At 64.3% G+C, this 16,903-nt stretch carries 11 protein-coding genes and 1 riboswitch; of the genes, 3 read left to right on the top strand and 8 right to left on the bottom strand.

Translation table 11 applies throughout. From position 1 onward, the window contains the following. Nucleotides 1-21: 21 nt before the first annotated feature. The 6 genes from uca to QRN22_RS00940 form a co-directional block, all read right to left on the bottom strand. Nucleotides 22-3,660, bottom strand: a complete 3,639-nt coding sequence (uca, locus tag QRN22_RS00965; RefSeq protein WP_042555330.1) for an urea carboxylase — start codon at nt 3,658-3,660, stop codon at nt 22-24. Nucleotides 3,661-3,999: 339 nt separating this feature from the next. Then, entirely contained in the window at nt 4,000-4,635 is a 636-nt protein-coding gene (locus QRN22_RS00960; RefSeq protein WP_042555331.1) for an urea amidolyase associated protein UAAP2, read from the bottom strand. 10 nt (nt 4,636-4,645) lie between these two features. Continuing rightward, a complete protein-coding gene (locus tag QRN22_RS00955; protein WP_042555332.1) occupies nt 4,646-5,374 on the bottom strand; it encodes an urea amidolyase associated protein UAAP1 in 729 nt (242 codons plus the stop codon). A gap of 10 nt (nt 5,375-5,384) precedes the next feature. Next, on the bottom strand, nt 5,385-6,182 hold the full coding sequence (locus QRN22_RS00950; protein ID WP_042555333.1) for an ABC transporter ATP-binding protein: 798 nt from the start codon (nt 6,180-6,182) through the stop codon (nt 5,385-5,387). Further along, nucleotides 6,179-6,994: an ABC transporter permease gene (locus tag QRN22_RS00945; RefSeq protein ID WP_042555334.1), complete on the bottom strand. Its 816-nt coding sequence runs from the start codon at nt 6,992-6,994 to the stop codon at nt 6,179-6,181. Before QRN22_RS00945 ends, QRN22_RS00950 begins: the two co-directional genes overlap by 4 nt. An 85-nt stretch (nt 6,995-7,079) precedes the next feature. After that, nucleotides 7,080-8,147: a putative urea ABC transporter substrate-binding protein gene (locus tag QRN22_RS00940; protein WP_042555335.1), complete on the bottom strand. Its 1,068-nt coding sequence runs from the start codon at nt 8,145-8,147 to the stop codon at nt 7,080-7,082. 65 nt (nt 8,148-8,212) lie between these two features. Beyond that, nucleotides 8,213-8,319, bottom strand: a riboswitch (guanidine-I (ykkC/yxkD leader). Nucleotides 8,320-8,653: 334 nt separating this feature from the next. Between QRN22_RS00940 and QRN22_RS00935 the strand changes: the two genes are divergently transcribed. The 3 genes from QRN22_RS00935 (at nt 8,654) to lapD (ending at nt 11,887) form a co-directional block, all read left to right on the top strand. Continuing rightward, nucleotides 8,654-9,109, top strand: a complete 456-nt coding sequence (locus QRN22_RS00935) for a hypothetical protein (RefSeq protein ID WP_052493835.1) — start codon at nt 8,654-8,656, stop codon at nt 9,107-9,109. 165 nt (nt 9,110-9,274) lie between these two features. Then, on the top strand, nt 9,275-9,934 hold the full coding sequence (gene lapG / locus QRN22_RS00930) for a cysteine protease LapG (protein WP_331386690.1): 660 nt from the start codon (nt 9,275-9,277) through the stop codon (nt 9,932-9,934). Between the two features lie 21 nt (nt 9,935-9,955). After that, nucleotides 9,956-11,887, top strand: coding sequence for a cyclic di-GMP receptor LapD (lapD, locus tag QRN22_RS00925; RefSeq protein ID WP_042555336.1), 1,932 nt, complete (start codon nt 9,956-9,958; stop codon nt 11,885-11,887). Here the strand turns inward: lapD and QRN22_RS00920 are convergent, their stop codons facing one another. Beyond that, on the bottom strand, nt 11,888-12,226 hold the full coding sequence (locus tag QRN22_RS00920; protein WP_042555337.1) for a hypothetical protein: 339 nt from the start codon (nt 12,224-12,226) through the stop codon (nt 11,888-11,890). It lies immediately after the preceding gene. Nucleotides 12,227-12,299: 73 nt separating this feature from the next. Then, nucleotides 12,300-16,903: beta strand repeat-containing protein (locus QRN22_RS00915; RefSeq protein ID WP_285400837.1), on the bottom strand; the 4,604-nt coding region annotated here is incomplete at its 5' end.

Genomic DNA, 16,903 nt, shown 5'->3' with positions numbered 1-16,903 from the left:
GCCCTGCTGTGCTTACGGTCTTTACTCAGACTGTATGGGCACCTGCTCGATGACCGCCACACGCTGACCGGCCCGCACCGGGGAGCCGGGTTGCACGTGAATGTCTCTGACCACGCCGGCGAAGGGCGCGAGCAGGGGGATTTCCATTTTCATGGATTCGAGGATCACCAGCACATCGCCCGCCTGGACCTCGGCACCTTCCGCGACCTGGACCTGCCAGAGGTTGCCGGCGATGTGGCTGTCGACGCTGTGCTGGCCGGCGCCCAGGGGCGCGTTTTCGCTGGGCTCGGCCACGCCTTCGTCACTTTCGAAGTGCGCCTGGCCAGAGTCGATCCAGCGCTGGCGCTCGGCGGCGAAGGCGCTGCGTTGCTGGTCGCGGAAGGCGGCGATGCCGTCTGCTTGGTCCGTGAGGAAGCGCTGATAGTCGGCCAGGGCCAGTTCGCTGTGTTCGATACGCAGGTCGAAGCGGCCCAGCGGGAAGTCACGACGAATGCGCAGCAGCTCGTCCGCGCTAACCGGGTAGAAGCGGATCTGGTCGAAGAAGCGCAGCAGCCAGGGCTTGCCGTCGAAGGCGGCGACTTCACGGTAGCGGTTCCACATCTGCAGGGTGCGGCCGACGAACTGGTAGCCGCCGGGGCCCTCCATGCCGTACACGCACATGTAGGCGCCGCCGATACCCACCGAGTTCTCGGCCGTCCAGGTGCGTGCCGGGTTGTACTTGGTGGTGACCAGGCGGTGGCGCGGGTCGAGCGGCGTGGCCACCGGTGCGCCGAGGTAGACGTCGCCCAGGCCCATCACCAGGTAGCTGGCATCGAACACCGTGCGGTGCACCTCGTCGAGGTTGGGCAGGTCGTTGATGCGGCGGATGAACTCCAGGTTGCTCGGGCACCAGGGCGCGTCCTTGCGTACGGTGGTCATGTACTTGTCGATGGCCAACTGGCAGGCCGGGTCATCCCAGGACAGCGGCAGATGGACGATGCGCGACGGCACCTTGAGGTCGCCGGTGGCGCACACGGCGTCCCACTCGCCAGCGACGATATCGAGCAACTGCTGCAACGCCAGGGTTTCCGGCTGGTAGTGCACCTGCAGGGAACGGATGCCGGGCGTCAGGTCGATCACCCCGGCGATGTCCTTGGCTTGCAGCGCCTGCATCAACGCATGGCCACGGAAGCGCAGCACCAGATCCAGCTCGGGCTGGCCGATTTCCAGCAGCAGGTGGGTGTCGCCAGAGAGGCGTGCGACCAGGCGCGTGTCGCCGTCGCCGAGGTCGAGGACGATGGGTGAAATAAGCGCCTGTGTAGGAGCTGGCTTGCCAGCGATCCGCCGGCGCGACTGATCGCCCGCAAGCGGGCTCCTACAGGTGGCGTCGAGGCTCCGTGCCAGCTCCCGGGCCGTGGCGATATCCACCGGCACGAAGCGCACCTTGTCGCCGGCCTTGAGTTGGCCGAGCTGCCAGAGGTCGGCTTCGATGATCGTCACCGGGCAGACGAAACCGCCGAGGCTGGGGCCGTCGGGGCCGAGGATCACGGGCATGTCGCCGGTGAAATCCACCGCGCCGATGGCGTAGGGGTTGTCGTGGATGTTGGACGGATGCAGGCCCGCTTCGCCGCCACTCTCGCGTACCCATTCCGGCTTGGGGCCGATCAGCCGCACGCCGGTGCGGCTGGAGTTGAAGTGCACTTCCCAGTCGGTGCCGAGGAAGGTGTCGATATAGGCCGGGGTGAAGTATTCCGGTGCGCCGTGAGGGCCGTAGATCACCCGCATTTCGCGCACGGCGGGCAGGGCCGTACCGAGTTCGTCTGGTAGTTGCGCGCCGGCTTGCGTGGTGTCGAGCGGCGGCAGGTGCAGCACGTCTCCGGCGCGCAGTGCGCGGCCAGCGTGGCCGCCGAACTGGCCGAGGGTGAAGGTGCTCTTGCTGCCCAGGTAGTCCGGCACCTGAACGCCGCCACGCACGCTCAGGTAGCTGCGCGCACCGGCACCGGCGATGGTGCCCAGGGCGAGGGTGCTGCCGGCGCGGATCAGCAGGGTGGTGTTCAAGGGCTGGGCCACGCCGTCGACGCTGAGCGGAATCTGCGCGCCGGTGACCGCCACCAGCGCGTCGGTGTTGAAGCGCAGAGTCGGGCCGCTCATGGTGATCTCAAGGCCAGCGGCGCCTTCCGGGTTGCCGAGCAGGCGATTGCCCAGGCGCAGGGCGCGGCTGTCCATCGGCCCGGAGGGCGGTACGCCGACTGCCCAGTAGCCGAGGCGACCGGGAAAGTCCTGCACGGTGGTCTGGGTACCGGCAGCCAGTACCTCGAAGGTGCTGGCCTGATAGACCAGATTCTCCAGGCAGCGGGTCCAGGGTGAGCCGCTGGCGAAGGGCGTGTCGGCGAGGATCTGGCGCAGGTAGTCGCGGTTGGACTCCACGCCGTACAGCAGCGATTCGCCCAGGGCGGCATCCAGTGCGCTGCTGGCCTGATCGCGGGTGGGTGCCCAGGCGATCAGCTTGGCGATCATCGGGTCGAAGTAGGGGGGAATCTCGCAGCCCGCTTCGACCCAGGTGTCGATGCGCAGCGACTGGCCGTCGGCAGGCGGAAATTGCACGGCGGTGAGCAGGCCAGGGCTGGGCTGGAAGTCGCGACCGGGATCTTCGGCATACAGCCGCGCCTGGATGGCATGGCCGCGGGGGCTCAGGCCCTCGGCCAGCTCATGCAGCGGCGCCAGCTCGCCGGCCGCCAGTTCGATCATCCAGCGCACCAGGTCGACGCCCCATACCTGTTCGGTGACGCCGTGCTCGACCTGCAGGCGGGTATTCACTTCGAGGAAGTAGAAGCGCTCCGCGATGCTGTCGTAGACGAACTCCACGGTGCCGGCACTGCGGTAGCTGACCGCCCTGGCCAGTTCGATGGCTGCCGCGCAGAGCGCGTCGGCCATGCCGGCTGGCAGGTTGGGTGCCGGGGTTTCTTCCAGCACTTTCTGGTTGCGCCGCTGCACCGAGCAGTCGCGCACGCCGAGGGCGAGCACGTTGCCCTGGCCATCGCCGAACACCTGCACTTCCAGGTGGCGGGCACGCTGGATGTACTTCTCGATGAATACGCCGCTGTCGCTGAAGTTGTTCTGCCCGAGGCGCTTGACCGCGTCGAAGGCCTCGCTCAGTTCCGCGGCCGAACGGCACACACGCATGCCGATGCCGCCGCCGCCGGCGGTGCTCTTGAGCATCACCGGGTAGCCGACTTGCTCACCAGCGACCAGCGCGGCCTCGAGGTTTTCCAGCAGGTCGGTGCCTTCGAGCATGGGGACGCCGTGCTGTTTGGCCAGCGCGCGGGCGGTGTGCTTGAGGCCGAACACGCGCAGTTGCTCGGGCGTGGGGCCGACGAAGGCGATGCCGGCCGCTTCGCAGGCCTCGGCGAAAGCGGCGTTTTCGGAGAGGAAGCCGTAGCCGGGATGGATCGCCTTGGCACCACTGGCTTTGGCGGCCGCGAGGATCTTGTCGACCACTAGATAGGTGTGTGCAGCAGGGCCGTCGCCGAGGGAAAAGGCTTCGTCGGCCTGCTGGATGTGCAGGCTGGCCACGTCCGCCTCGGAGTAGACGGCGACACCTTTGACGTCGAGCGCGTGCAGGGTACGCAGGATGCGGCAGGCGATGGCACCGCGGTTGGCAATCAGAAGTTTTTCGAACATATCGGCTCCCGAGACCGTTCGAAGCTGCTGCGCTCCATCACGCGGCGTTGGCAGCCAGTTCGAAATGCTCATTTGCTACAGCAAACTCCGCTTCCTCACTGGCAGCCGTCTTGCCTGATGTTCGCTCGCGACGCTTCGCTCCGGCCTCGTTGAACGTGGCGGGCCGTCCCGCCGGTATTGGGTCTGCACCACGGTCGTCCGGGGTGGGGAATTCTTTTTGGCCTCACTCGGTTCCCACAAAGGATTTCGTTTGTTAGGAGGCCGGTGTTTTGTCTCGGGGCGTAGGTTGCAGCACCTGCCCACTCCTGCTCTGGCACAGGGCGAACAACCAGCGTTTGATCATTCCCATACCAGCACCTCCGCAGGCGTGGGGTTCCAGCCGTTGCAGGGGTTGTTGAGCTGCGGGCAGTTGGAGATCAGCACGATCACGTCGGTCTCGGCGCGCAGCTCGACGTACTTGCCGGGTGCGGAGATGCCGTCTTCGAAGGTCAGGCCGCCGTCCGGGGTGACCGGCACGTTCATGAAGAAGTTGATGTTGGCGCCGATGTCGCGTTTCTCCAGGCGCCCGTCGTGCAGGCTGGCGCGCAGGAAGTTGTCGCGGCAGCTGTGCATGAAGCGCTTGTCCAGGGCGTAGCGCACGGTGTTGCTCTCCTGGGCGCAGGCGCCACCGAGGGTATCGTGGCGGCCGCAGGTGTCGGCGACGATGGTCAGCAGCGGGTTGCCGAGGTTGGAATAGAGCACCGTGCCGGCCGTCAGATAGACGTTGTTCTGCTTGCGCAGGGTGCGCTGCGGGTCGAAGCGCTCACGGGGGTTGCGGGCGCTGTAGAACAGCGTGTCGATGGCCTGGTTGCCTTCAAGATCGTGCAGGCGCAGGGTCTGCCCGGCCTTGACCTCGAACAGGTAGGGTTCGCCCGCTGCGATGGTGTGGCGAAATACGGCGGTCTCGGGATGCAGGTTGCTTTCGGTCAGGCTCATGTCGGCACCCTCAGAGGTATTGGCGTTCGGTGTTGTGGAAGGCGCGGCCGTTTTCCGGGCGCGAGGTACGGCAGAGCACGCTGATGCCGTCGCTCTCGACCTTGCTCCAGCTCAGCTGCACCGGCTTGGGCGCGTACTGCGGGTTGGGGTCCATCGGGTGCTGCAGGGCGGTGAGCACCACCAGGGTGTCCATGGGGGCATACAGCTCGATGTAGTCACCGGCCTGGCTGTTGTCGCCGTGAAAGCGAAAGGCGCCGTCGGCATCGACGCTGACCCTGCTGAACAGGTTGAGGGTCATCAGCAGGTCTTGCAGGTTGAGGTTCCACTTGCCCATTTCCACCAGCAGGTTGTCCACGCCGTTGCGGAAGAACCCGTTGCGTAGTTCCTGATAGCGCCCCTGGCCGTATTTCTCGCTCACCTCACTGGCCGAGAGCACGCCACCGAAACTGTCGTGCCAGCCGCAGGTGTCGGCGGTGATCGCCGCGAGCACGCGGCCCATGTCCGAGTACAGGCAATGGCCGGCCGTGAGCTTGGCGGTGTGCTGGCCCTTGAGGGTGTCCGGCAGGTTGAGACGCTCGCTTTTCTCCACGGCGTTGAACAGCAGCAGGCTGACGTTGGCGCCGCCTTCGAGGTCGGTGATGCGCAGCAACTGGCCGCGCTTGAGGACGAACGAGGTGTGCCCGCCGCCAGGGACGGTTTCATCAAAGAGGGTAGGGCGCAGGGTCAGGGCAGTGGTCATGGCAGTCTCCTTACAGGGCCGGGGCAAGATGCGCCGGCAGTGCCGCGATGGCGCTTTTGCGATCGCTGTTCAGGGGGATGTCGTAGGTGATGCGCGCGCCGAAGGCATTCGGTGCGTGCGGGTCGATACGGGTCTTGTCGAACACCATCAGGCGGGTGCCGAGGCTGAAGCCTTCGGCGAGATCGTGGGTGACCATGAACACCGTCAGCCCGGTTTCACGCCACAGCTCCAGCAGCAGGGCGTGCATGTCCTTGCGGATGCCGGGGTCGAGGGCGCCGAAGGGTTCGTCGAGCAGCAACACCCGGGGTTTCATGATCAATGCCTGGGCGATTGCCAGGCGCTGCTGCATGCCGCCGGAAAGCTGGCTGGGGTATTTGTCCAGGGCATGGCCGAGGCCGACCTTGCCGAGGATCGCCGCGGCCTGCTCGCGAGCGTCACGCTTGGCCGCGCCGAACAGGCGACCGAGCAATGGCGCGCGGGGCAGTTCCAGGCCGATGGCGACGTTGTCCAGCACGCTCAGGTGCGGGAACACCGAATAGCGCTGGAACACCACGCCGCGGCTGGCATCCGGCTCGCCCACGAGTGGCTCGCCACCCAGCAGGATCTCGCCCTTGCTCGGCCGCTCCTGGCCCAGCAGCAGGCGCAGGAAGGTCGACTTGCCGCAGCCGGAGGCGCCGACCAAGGTGCAGAACTCGCCCTCGGCGATGGACAGGTTCAAGCGCTCCAGAACGATCTGGTCGCCGTACTCCTGCCACACGTTCTTGACCTCGATGAAAGCGCCTGCAGCGCTACTTTTTTTATCGCTCATGCCTTGGCCCCCTCGTACCAGGGAAAGCACAGCCGCGTCAGCTGACGCAGGCCGAGGTCCATCAGCCAGGCGAGCAGGGTGATCCACACCACGTAAGGCAGGATCACGTCCATCGCCATGTAGCGGCGCACGAGGAAGATGCGGTAACCCAGGCCGTCGGTACTGGCGATGGCTTCGGCGGCGATCAGGAACAGCCAGGCGGAGCCCAGCACCAGGCGCAGGGCGATCAGCAGGCGCGGCAGCAGTTGTGGCAGCACGACCCGCAGGATCAGCGTCCAGGTGCTGGCGCCGAGGGTCTGCGCCTTGATCAGCAGTTCCTGGGGGATTTCCCGGGCGCGCTGTTCCAGGTCGCGGGCGAGGATCGGGGTGATACCGATGACGATCAGCATGACCTTGGACAGTTCGCCCAGGCCGAAGACGATGAACAGGATCGGCAGTATCGCCAGTGGCGGCACCATCGACAGCACGGTGAGCAGCGGTGACAGCGGTGCACGCAGCAGCGGCAGGATGCCGGCGGCGATGCCCAGGCAAAGACCGACCAGCGCAGCGATGCCGATGCCCATGCCGAGACGCGTCAGGCTCGATGCGGTGTCTTGCCAGAAGGCGTAGCCACCGGTGCGCTTGTCTTCGGTGAAGGCCAGGCGGTCGACGGCGGCGATCATCTGGCTGGCGCTGGGCAGCAGCTTGTCGTTGGGGTTCTCCGCCAGGCGCTGCGCCGAGCCCATGAAATAGGCGAACAGCAGCAGTGCGAAGGGCAGCAACACCAGCAGCAATCGGCCGGCCCTGTCGGGGTGTCGGTTGATCAGGCGCATGGGCATCTCGGGTTACGGTGGCCGGAGACGAGACGTCGAGCGTCTCGTCACGTGTTCCCAGGCACAGCGAGGGAACGCTTGTCCTTCAGAGCTGGCCGTCGGCGGCCATCTGCATGTAGGTCGGGTCGAAGCGCAGCTTGAGGTTGCCCTGATCGCCGGTGGTCACGTCGTTGGCGAAGGCCATGCCGACGGCGTCCGCGCTCTGCGCGCCTTCGCCGAGCAGGCCGTGATCGAACGAGAAGGCGGCGACCTTGCTCATGGTTTCCGGCAGCCGTGGGCTCTTGGTGAAGGCCACGGCTTCCTTGGCGCTGTAGAACATCTTGGTGGTCGCCAACTGCGCCTCGTAGCCCTTGAGGTCGGTGCCGGAGGCCTTGGCCATGTGCTCGCGGGCAGCCTGGCCGGCAGCGCCGCCATCACCCATGGTCGCCATGATTTCGTACCAGGCACCGGTCAGTGCCTTGCCGAGGGCTGGGTTGTCCTTGAGGGTGTCGCTGTTGACCACCATCAGGTCGATGATTTCGCCGGGAATCTGGCTGGAGTCGAATACCTTGGTCACGCCGGGCGTGGCTTCGATTTCCGCGAGCAACGGGTTCCAGGTGGTGACGGCGGTAACGTCCGGGGTCGCGAAGGCGGCGACGATGTCGGCGTCCGAGGTGTTCACCACCTTCAGGTCGCGTTCGCTGAGGCCGGCCTTTTCCAGGCCGCGGGCGAGCAGGTAGTGCGATACCGAGAGCTCGACCAGGTTGACGTTCTGGCCCTTGAGGTCGCCCAGGGTCTTCTTTTCACCCTTGAGCACGATGCCGTCGTTGCCGTTGGAGAAGTCGCCGACGATCAGCGCCGTGCTGTCGACACCGCCAGCGGCAGGGATGGTCAGGGCGTCCATGTTGGTCATGGCGCAGCCGTCGAACTGTCCGGCGCTGTACTGGTTGATCGATTCGACGTAGTCGTTGATCTGCACGACATCGATGTCGATGCCGTACTTCTTCGCCCACTTGTCGACGATGCCTTGGGTGGCACCGTACTCCCAGGGCATCCAGCCGGCATAGATGGTCCAGCACACGCTGAAGCTGTCCTTCTGGGCAGCCTGGCCGTTGAGGGAGATGGCAGCCGCGAGACCGGCGGCGAGAACGGAGAAAAGACGGGGCTTGCGCATGGAGACCTCCAGTTCGAGAAAGGGCGGAGCAGGAGTGCGCGGCATCTCCCATCGCTGGGGGCGCGTTCTCCCGGGCTTTTGTCCCGCCGTGTAACCCCTCGAGGAGGTCGCCAACTCTCGGACCAGTCATTCGCCTGCTGATTGGCGAATCGGAACCCTAGTCGGCTATTGCAAATTGTGATGCCGCTGTCCCGGGCCGCTGCCTGGGATTTTCCTGCACGCAATGCCTTAAGCGAGGATCGTGCCAGGCACTGGCGAGTCGTCTAGCCTGGGCGTGGGCGGATTCGCTGGGAAACTCTCTGCGCTTTCATGGTGCGCGATGGGGGCTGGTTGCGCGGTTTCGGCGCGCGCTTTCAGTGCGCCCGTCGAGCGCTGCTGAAATCATTTGTTGCGACTCACCGACGAGTGGAGCGGATTCGGCTGGCGCCGGGTTGTCTGATGGATTGGGAACACTCCCGGCATCGGCAGCCGCCGATGTGCGTTTCGCGGTCGAAGGAGGCCGCCCCATGATCCGTAAATCCATGCTCGTCGCGTTGTTGGGTTTCTCGCTGACCGGTTGTGCCGTTTATGGCGACAGCGGCTATGGCGGTGGTTATCGAGATTATGATCGTCAGTATTACCCCGGTGCTCACGTACAGCGCTCCCAGGTTTATGGGGCGCCGCGTGTGTATGTCTACGAGGACCGCCGCTACGACCGTCGCTACTCACCGCCACGGCACTATGCGCCGCCTCCACCGCCTCGTTATTTCAACCAGCCCGGTGGCTATGATCCGCGTTACCAGAACCGTCACGACCGCAATCGTGGCGATTACCGCCCGTCACCACGCCCGGGTTGGGAAGGGCAGCGCCATCACTATCAGCAGCAACAGCGGCACCGCTCCGCGCCCTTGCAGTGGCAACAGCGTGAAGCGCCTCAACGCATTCAGCGCATCCAGGGTGGCGGCTGGAATCGCGAGCGCTGATCTTCACAATCTAAATCTCACCTGATGCGCTCCCAGAGCGCATCAGCACGTTCGTCGCCTGTAGTGGCATCTGGCAATTGTTTTTTACCCGCGTGCGCCGCACCATGACGCTGTTGCTTGTCTGGAAGCATTGTCGTGGCCATCGGCGGTTCTGGCTCTCTCTCAATCCGTTACCGCTGGCCCGTGCTGGTGGCGTTTTTGCTCGCCTTGTTCTTGGCGGCTGGCGGATTGCACGCGCAATGGGATTTCCAGCGGATCGCCGCCCGCGCCGAGCAACTCTACGGCCCGCTGGGCGCCGGCAAGCCACGCATCGACGCCTGGCAGCGCCTGCTCGACGAGCAGCGTACTGCCAGCGAGGCCGACAAGCTCAAGGCCATCAACCGGTTCTTCAATCTGCAGCTGCGCTTTCGCGATGACCAGGAAATCTGGGGCGTCACGGATTACTGGGCGACGCCGGTCGAGGCCCTGATGCGTGGCGCCGGCGATTGCGAGGATTACGCCATCGCCAAGTATTTCAGCCTGCGTGAGCTGGGTGTGCCGAGCGAGAAGCTGCGCATCACTTACGTCAAGGCGGTGCGCCTGAACCAGGCGCACATGGTACTGACCTATTACCCGACCCCCACCTCCGTGCCCCTGGTGCTGGATAACCTGATCGATGCCATCGATCCGGCGACCGAGCGCCGTGACCTGGTACCCGTGTATGCCTTCAATGCCGAAGGACTCTGGGTGCCGGGGCCAGCAGGCGGCAAGCAGGTGGGAGACAGCAAGCGCCTTTCGCGCTGGCAGGATTTGTTGAAGAAGATGCGCGCCGAAGGGTTTCCCTGAGGCGTAGCGAAGGAGTCGTTCATGTCACTGTTCAAGCAGCTGTGTGTAGCCATCTGCGTGCTGATGCTGGTGAGTTTCACCGCAAGCGTCGTGGTCAACGTGGAGAGCTCGCGCGAGCAGCAGGTCAACCAGCTGCGCGCCCATGCCCAGGACGCCGCGACTGCGCTGGGCCTGTCGCTCGGCTCGCACCTGGACGATCCGGCGATGCTGGAGCTGATGGTCAGCTCGATTTTCGACAGTGGCTACTTCGAGAGCATCCGCGTGATCGGCACGGACGAGAAGGTTCTGACCGAGCGCTCCGGCGCCAACCTCGACGCGGGCGCGCCACAGTGGTTCGCCAATCTGGTGGATCTGGCGCCGGCCCAGGGCGACGCTATCGTCAGTGACGGTTGGAACCAGGCGGCCCGCGTCGAGGTGGTCAGCCATCCGTATTTCGCCATCGCCAAGCTGTGGCAGACCGCCTACGCCACCTTCCTGTGGCTGGCGCTGATCAGCCTGCTGTGCATCGGCCTGGGCGTGCTGTTGCTCAAGCGGCAGTTGCGCCCGCTGGAGTACATGGTCGAGCAGTCCAATGCCATCGCTCGCCGGGAGTTCCTCAGTGCATCGAACCTGCCGCGCACCCCGGAGTTTCGCCGGGTGGTCAACGCCATGAACCAGATGGTGGAGAAGCTCAAGGCACTGTTCGACGAAGAGGCTTCGCGCAGCGAGAAGCTGCACGCCGAGGCCTATCAGGACAGCCTGACCGGGCTGGCCAACCGCCGTTATTTCGACCTCGACCTGCAGGCCCGGCTGACGGGCGAAGAGCGAGCCAGCAGCGGCGTGCTGTTCCTGTTGCGGGTCAATGACCTGGTGGGCCTCAACCAGCGCATCGGTGGCCAGCGTACGGACCAGTTGCTCAAGGCCGTGGCCGAGCAGTTGCAGCATGTCAGCCAGGGGCGCTACCTGCTGGCGCGCAACCGCGGTGGCGAGTTCGCGCTGCTGGCCGCGGGCATCGATCGCCAGGAGGCCGAGCAACTGGCCGAACAACTGAGCAATGGTCTGCTTTCGTTGCAGCAGACCGGTGCCAGCGACTGTTTCCCGGTTGCCCACATCGGTATCACCACCTTCGCAGCGGGCGCTTCGAGCAGCGAGCTGTACAACGCGCTGGATGCGGCCCTGGCCGAAGCGATCAGCCAGAACCGTGAGCACTGGGCGTTCGTCGAGCATCGTCAGCAGGCGGCAGTCAGCGACGAGCACAACGATTGGCACAGCCTGCTCGACAACGCCCTCGAGCAGGGGCGCTTCCTGCCGTACGTGCAGCCGGTGGTCAGTGCCGCCGATCCCACCCAGGTGCTGCACAACAAGGTGCTGGCCCGTCTGCAGGACGAGCAGGGCGAAACCATCGCCGCTGGGCGTTTCCTGCCCTGGCTGGAGCGATTCGGCTGGACCGCACGTCTGGATCTGGTGATGCTCGATGCCCTGCTGGCGCAGTTGCCTGACCATGATGGCAAGGTGGCGCTCAGCCTGTCGGGCATTACCGTGCGCGATCCTCAGGCGCTGCAGCAGCTCTACGAACGCTTGCGGCTCAACCCGGCGGTGAGTGGCCGGCTGATTCTGGAGCTGGACGAGGGACAGTTGCCGGGCCCGGTAGAGCTCGAAGCGATCACCCGCAAACTGCGCAGCCTGGGCGTCGAGCTTGGTTTGCAGCATTTCGGTGGGCGTTTCAGCATGATCGGCAACCTGGCGAAGTTGGGCCTGGCCTATCTCAAGGTGGATGGCAGCTTCATTCGCGGTATCGATCAGGAAAGTGACAAACGCTTGTTCATCGAAGCCATGCAGCGAGCGGCCAATAGCATCGATCTGCCATTGATCGCCGAGCGGGTGGAAACCCGCGGCGAGTGGGAAGTGTTGCAGGCTATGGGGGTCAGCGGCGTGCAGGGTCGTCTGTTCAGCGAGCCTGCGGCCTGGGCCTGATCAGATCAGGCCCCGTTCCTCTTCGTTGATCAGGCGGTTCGCACCACCCAACGCGTCGCGTGCTCGGCTACGGCCCATCAGCTTGCTCTGGGCCGCTTCCGGCAGGTCGGTGATGCGCACCACGCCTTTCCTGATCAGCAGATCGATCAAGTCTTCCAGCACGCGGATCATGTCCAGGTCGCTCTGCTTGAGCTGCAGCAGGCTGCTTTCCACGTTCTGGTTGGAAAACCAGGAGCGCGCTTCCTCGCTATCGGCGGGCAATTCGCCGGTCATTCCTTCGAAAGGTTCGGGCTGCACACGTTGCAGCTCGCCCTCGGCATTACGTTTTATATAGAACACGCGCCTTCCCCCGATAAACCTGTGCCTACAGCTTAGCGCCCCGCCACGAAAGTGTGGCGGAGCATTGGGCCTATCATGGATCGACTTTGATCGTGTGGTTGGCGATCAACGTGTTGATGTCGTAGCTCGGCAGGCTGGCGTGGCCCAGATCGATCTGCACATCGGCTTTGGCGGCAACCTGTTGCGTGGTGGTGTCGCCGTTGCTGAACTCGCCTTTGGTGCTGATCAGCAGGGTGGAGCTACCGTTGTCCGTGACCAGTTTCAGGTAGCTGTCCAGGTTGTTGCTGTGATCCTGCAGCAGGGAGCTGAGGTCGATGGTGTCGCCCTCGGCCACGCTGAAGTCCTTGATCACGTCCTTGCCGAAGTCGCCTTTCTGCCAGACGAAGGTATCGGCACCGGCGCCGCCGAACAGGATGTCGTCACCCGATCCACCGATCAGGAAGTCATTGCCGCCCTGACCATAGAGGATGTCGTTACCGGCACCGCCGTACAGGTGATCCGAGCCACCACGGGTGTCACCTGCCACGTTGAAGGTCTCGTGGTTGGCGCGGATGTAGTCGTACATATCGGCATTGGTCGGCGCGATGCCGTTCTTCAGCTCCAGGAAAACTTCCAGGGCATGGGTGCCTGCGCCGTTATGCAGCTCGGTCGGCTTGGCCGGGTTGCCATTGACTCCCCACGGCAGCGCGTCGGTATTGATGACGTCACCGAAGATGATGTCGTTGCCTTCGCCACCATAGATGATGTCGCTGCCGACCGAGATCGGAACGTTGGCGTTGGAACCGCCGTGCAGGGCCGCGGTGAGCTCGTCGGACGTGTTGACGATATCCGCCTTGCCGACCGGCACCGTGGTGTAGTTGACCTGGGCGATGTTGTCGATCCACATGGTGGCGTTGTTGGTGCCACTGCTCTTGTCTTCGACGCTGAATGCCAGGCGGTAGGTGCCGGCACCGACACCCGAGGTCTCCACGGCCGTCCAGTTACCGTTGGTGAAGCCACCGCCCGTCTGCACATCGACCCAGATGCCGTTGACCTGCTGTTGCAGCTTCCAGCTCATGGTGTCGGCGTTGCCGGTACTGGTGGTGGCGTAGTTGAACTTCAGGCTGTTGTAGCCACCCTCGGCGATGGTGATGCTCGGCGTGTAGGCCTTGGTGGCGCTGCCGCTGAACGTATCGACGATTCTCAGGGTGCCACCGTTGCTGGTCTGGGTGCTGACCGAGCTGCCGCCACCCGTCCCTTCGGTCGTCCAGGTGTTCAGGTTGTTCCAGCCGGTGGAGCCGCCATTGAAGTTCGCCAGCACCGTTTCCGACGACGCGAGGCGGGTGGTGCCCATGCTCGCCGTGGTGTTGTCGAACAGGCCGAGGTTCTTCTCGCTGACACCGCTGCCGATACCGATGGCGTGAACGGCGGTCTTGCCGGCCAGCACGTTGTAGGTGTCGAGCGAGCCGAGCAGCACTTCATCGTTGGTGGTCGAGCCATTGCCACTGACGGTCGTGGTATTGCCGTTGTAGTAGAAGGTCGGGTCACCGTCGGAGAGGAAGAACGTCAGGTTCTCGTAGCCCGCAGCGGCAGTCTTGCCCGCGGTACTCTGGGCGTCGAACCAGGCGGATGCCTCCTTGAACGAGCTTTCATAGTTGGTGCCGCCGCTGGCGTTGAGTTTCTGGATTTCCGCCAGCAGATCGTTGAGCTTGGCACCGGACTGGAGTTCGGAAACCTTGTAGTTCAGGGTCACTTCCCCGGCGAAACCGACCAGGGCGATGTTGATCACCCCATCGTGGCCGGCAAGGGTCGTCACGAACTTGGACAGCGCGTCCTTGGTCAGCGTCATGCGGTCGCCCTGCATGCTGCCTGAGGTGTCGACCAGCAAGGCGATGTTGTAGTTGGTCGCCGGTTGGATGGTGGTCAGCGTACCGCCGGTGTCGCCAAGCAGCACGTCGTTGCCGTTGCCGCCGCGAATGGTGTTGTCACCATTGTCGTTGGCGCCGTCGCCAGCCAGGTGGATCACGTCGGCCGGTTTGGTCACCTTCAGGGTGGCGGTGGCGGTGTCCGAGCCGCCCTTGCCGTCACTGATGGTGTACTGGAAGGTAGCGTCACCGTAGAAGCCTTCCTTCGGTGTGAAGATGACGTTGCCGTTGCTCAGGCTGACGGTGCCATTGGTGGCGCTCTGCACGCTGGTAATGGACAGTGCGTCGCCGTTCGGATCGGTGTCGTTGCCGAGCAGGGTGCTGCCGGCGATGGTCAGGCTGTCGCCGGACTCCACCACCAGGCTCGAGGTCGTCGGCACGTGGTAGAGCATGTCCGAGTCGACGACCTTGTAGGTGCCGCCCTGGCCGATTTCGACCTTGAGACGAGCGTCGCTGCCCTGGTCCCAGTAGATGATCTCGATTTGCTGGGCGCCAGCCTGAGCCGCCGTGATGGTGAACGAGTTGCCGGTTAACGTACCGGTCGACTGGTTGTTGTTGAACTCGGCGACCACCTGGCCATTGATGCGGATGCTGTATCCGTCGTCCGCCGTCACCCTGAACTGATAGGTGCCGGCCGCCAGGTTCATGAAGCCGCTCATCTTGATGATGGCGTCGGAGGTGTTGCCCGGGTCAGTCGACAGCGAGTTGGCCTTGGTGCCATTGCCCGTGGTGGTGTTCACACCCAGGAAATTCTGCAGGTTGGTGCCATTGCCCAGACCGGACGCATTGCTCAGGTTGCCGTAATCCAGCGTGGTGGCGTTGAAGGTCGCCGCTGGCGTGTGGCCATCGATGAACTGACGAACCTGGCTGAGGTTGGTCAGGTTGGCGCCGTCGTTGTTCGCTCCGGTGCTCGAATCGTTGTAGCCGTAGTACTCGGCTTTCAGGCCCGTGACCTTGGTGTAGCTGTCGTCCTTGGCATCGGGTGTGCCGTCGATGATGCCGCCGGTTGCAGTTTGCCCGCCGATCTCCAGGCGCACCGTTTCCAGCGGTTCGGCGACCACGTTGTCGGCGAGCGTCTGCACGGTCACCGAGAAGCTGGTAACCCCGGCCGGCACGGTGATCTTCCCGGTGCTGGCGTCATAGGTCACGCCATTGCTGAAGCTCTGCGCGGTCAGCTTGTAATCGACATTCGCGGTCGCGGTACCCGTGGCGTTGAAGGACAGCGAAGTCGGCGTCGAGCTGGCATTGCTCAGGGTGACGTTGAAGACCAGGTTGTTGCCTTCGACCACGTTGTCATCAGCGGTGCCGGCCTGGCCGACCTCGATGGTCCTGACCGTTGGTACCGCATCGTTGTCGATGATGGTCGCCGTGCCGCTCTTGCCGCCGACGGTCAGGGTGAAGGTCTCGGTCTGCTCGTAGACGGTGTCGTTAATGGTCGGCACCGTGACGGTGAAGCTGGTCACGCCTGCAGGCACGGTGACGGTTCCGTTCGCCGCGTTGTAGGTGACCCCGTTGCTGAAGCTCTGGTTGCTCAGCGCCGCGTTGTAGTCACTGCCCGCCACAGCCGTGCCAGGGTTCAGCACCAGGCTGAGGGTGGTGGCGGTACTGCTGGCATTGCTCAGGTTGACGGTGAATACGGCGTTGTCACCTTCATCGACCTGGCCACCCGCGCTGTCGACAGCCGAGCTCACGGTGCTGACGGTCGGTACGGCATCGTTGTCGATGATGGTCGCGGTACCCGTCTTGCCACCTACTGTCAGCGTGAAGTTTTCGGTCGGCTCGTAGACGGTGTCGTTGATGGTGGGAACCGTGACGGTAAAGCTGGATACCCCAGCCGGCACGGTGACCTGACCGGTGATGGCGTTGTACACCACACCGTTGCTGAAGCTCTGATTGTTCAGCGCCGCGTTGTAGTCGCTACCAGCGGTCGCGCTGCCCGGATTCAGCGCGATGCTGAAGGTGGTCGGCGTGCTGCTGGCATTGGTCAGGTTGACGGTAAAGACCGCGTTGTCACCTTCATCCACCTGGCCGCCCGCACTGTCGACAGCCGAGCTCACGGTGCTGACGGTAGGCGTGGCGTCGTTATCGATGATGGTCGCGATACCGGTTTTGCCACCTACGGTCAGGCTGAAGGTTTCGGTCGGCTCGGCGACTGTGTCGTTGATGGTCGGCACGGTGACGGTGAAGCTGGTCACCCCAGCCGGTACGGTGACGACGCCGGTGGCCGCGTTGTAAGTGACCCCATTGCTGAAGCTCTGGTTGTTCAGCGTGGCGTTGTAATCGAGACCGGCCACGGCCGTGCCAGGGTTGAGCGCCAGGCTGAAGCTGGTGGCGGTGCTGCTGGCGTTGGTCAGGTTGACGGTGAACACGGCGTTGTCGCCTTCGTCGACCTGGCCACCGGTGCTGTCCACCGCCGAGCTGACGGTGCTGATCGTCGGTACGGCATCGTTGTCGACGATGGTCGCGGTGCCGGTCTGACCGCCTACGGTCAGGGAGAACGTCTCGGTTGGCTCATAGACGGTGTCGTTGAGGGTCGGCACGGTGACGGTGAAGCTGGTCACCCCAGCCGGCACGGTGACCTGACCAGTCGTGGCGTTGTAGGTCACGCCATTGCTGAAGCTCTGATTGCTCAGCGCCGCGTTGTAGTCGCTACCCGCCACGGCCGTGCCAGGGTTCAACGCCAGGCTGAAGGTGGTCGGCGTGCTGCTGGCGTTGCTCAGGTTGACGGTGAACACGGCGTTATCGCCTTCGTCGACCTGACCACCGGTGCTGT

It is taken from the genome of Pseudomonas sp. MEJ086 (assembly GCF_030209025.1).
GTDB lineage: Bacteria > Pseudomonadota > Gammaproteobacteria > Pseudomonadales > Pseudomonadaceae > Aquipseudomonas > Aquipseudomonas fulva_A.
Note: the sequence above shows the minus strand (reverse complement) of the source record. Positions and strands in the feature narration are given on the sequence as shown.

What these genes read in the sequence shown, in the direction of transcription:
- lapD (WP_042555336.1), top strand. Translation starts at nt 9,956, where the DNA reads ATGTCACTGTTCAAGCAGCTGTGTGTAGCCATCTGCGTGCTGATGCTG.
- uca (WP_042555330.1), bottom strand. Translation starts at nt 3,660, where the DNA reads ATGTTCGAAAAACTTCTGATTGCCAACCGCGGTGCCATCGCCTGCCGC.
- QRN22_RS00960 (WP_042555331.1), bottom strand. Translation starts at nt 4,635, where the DNA reads ATGAGCCTGACCGAAAGCAACCTGCATCCCGAGACCGCCGTATTTCGC.
- QRN22_RS00945 (WP_042555334.1), bottom strand. Translation starts at nt 6,994, where the DNA reads ATGCGCCTGATCAACCGACACCCCGACAGGGCCGGCCGATTGCTGCTG.
- QRN22_RS00935 (WP_052493835.1), top strand. Translation starts at nt 8,654, where the DNA reads ATGATCCGTAAATCCATGCTCGTCGCGTTGTTGGGTTTCTCGCTGACC.
- QRN22_RS00955 (WP_042555332.1), bottom strand. Translation starts at nt 5,374, where the DNA reads ATGACCACTGCCCTGACCCTGCGCCCTACCCTCTTTGATGAAACCGTC.
- QRN22_RS00940 (WP_042555335.1), bottom strand. Translation starts at nt 8,147, where the DNA reads ATGCGCAAGCCCCGTCTTTTCTCCGTTCTCGCCGCCGGTCTCGCGGCT.
- QRN22_RS00950 (WP_042555333.1), bottom strand. Translation starts at nt 6,182, where the DNA reads ATGAGCGATAAAAAAAGTAGCGCTGCAGGCGCTTTCATCGAGGTCAAG.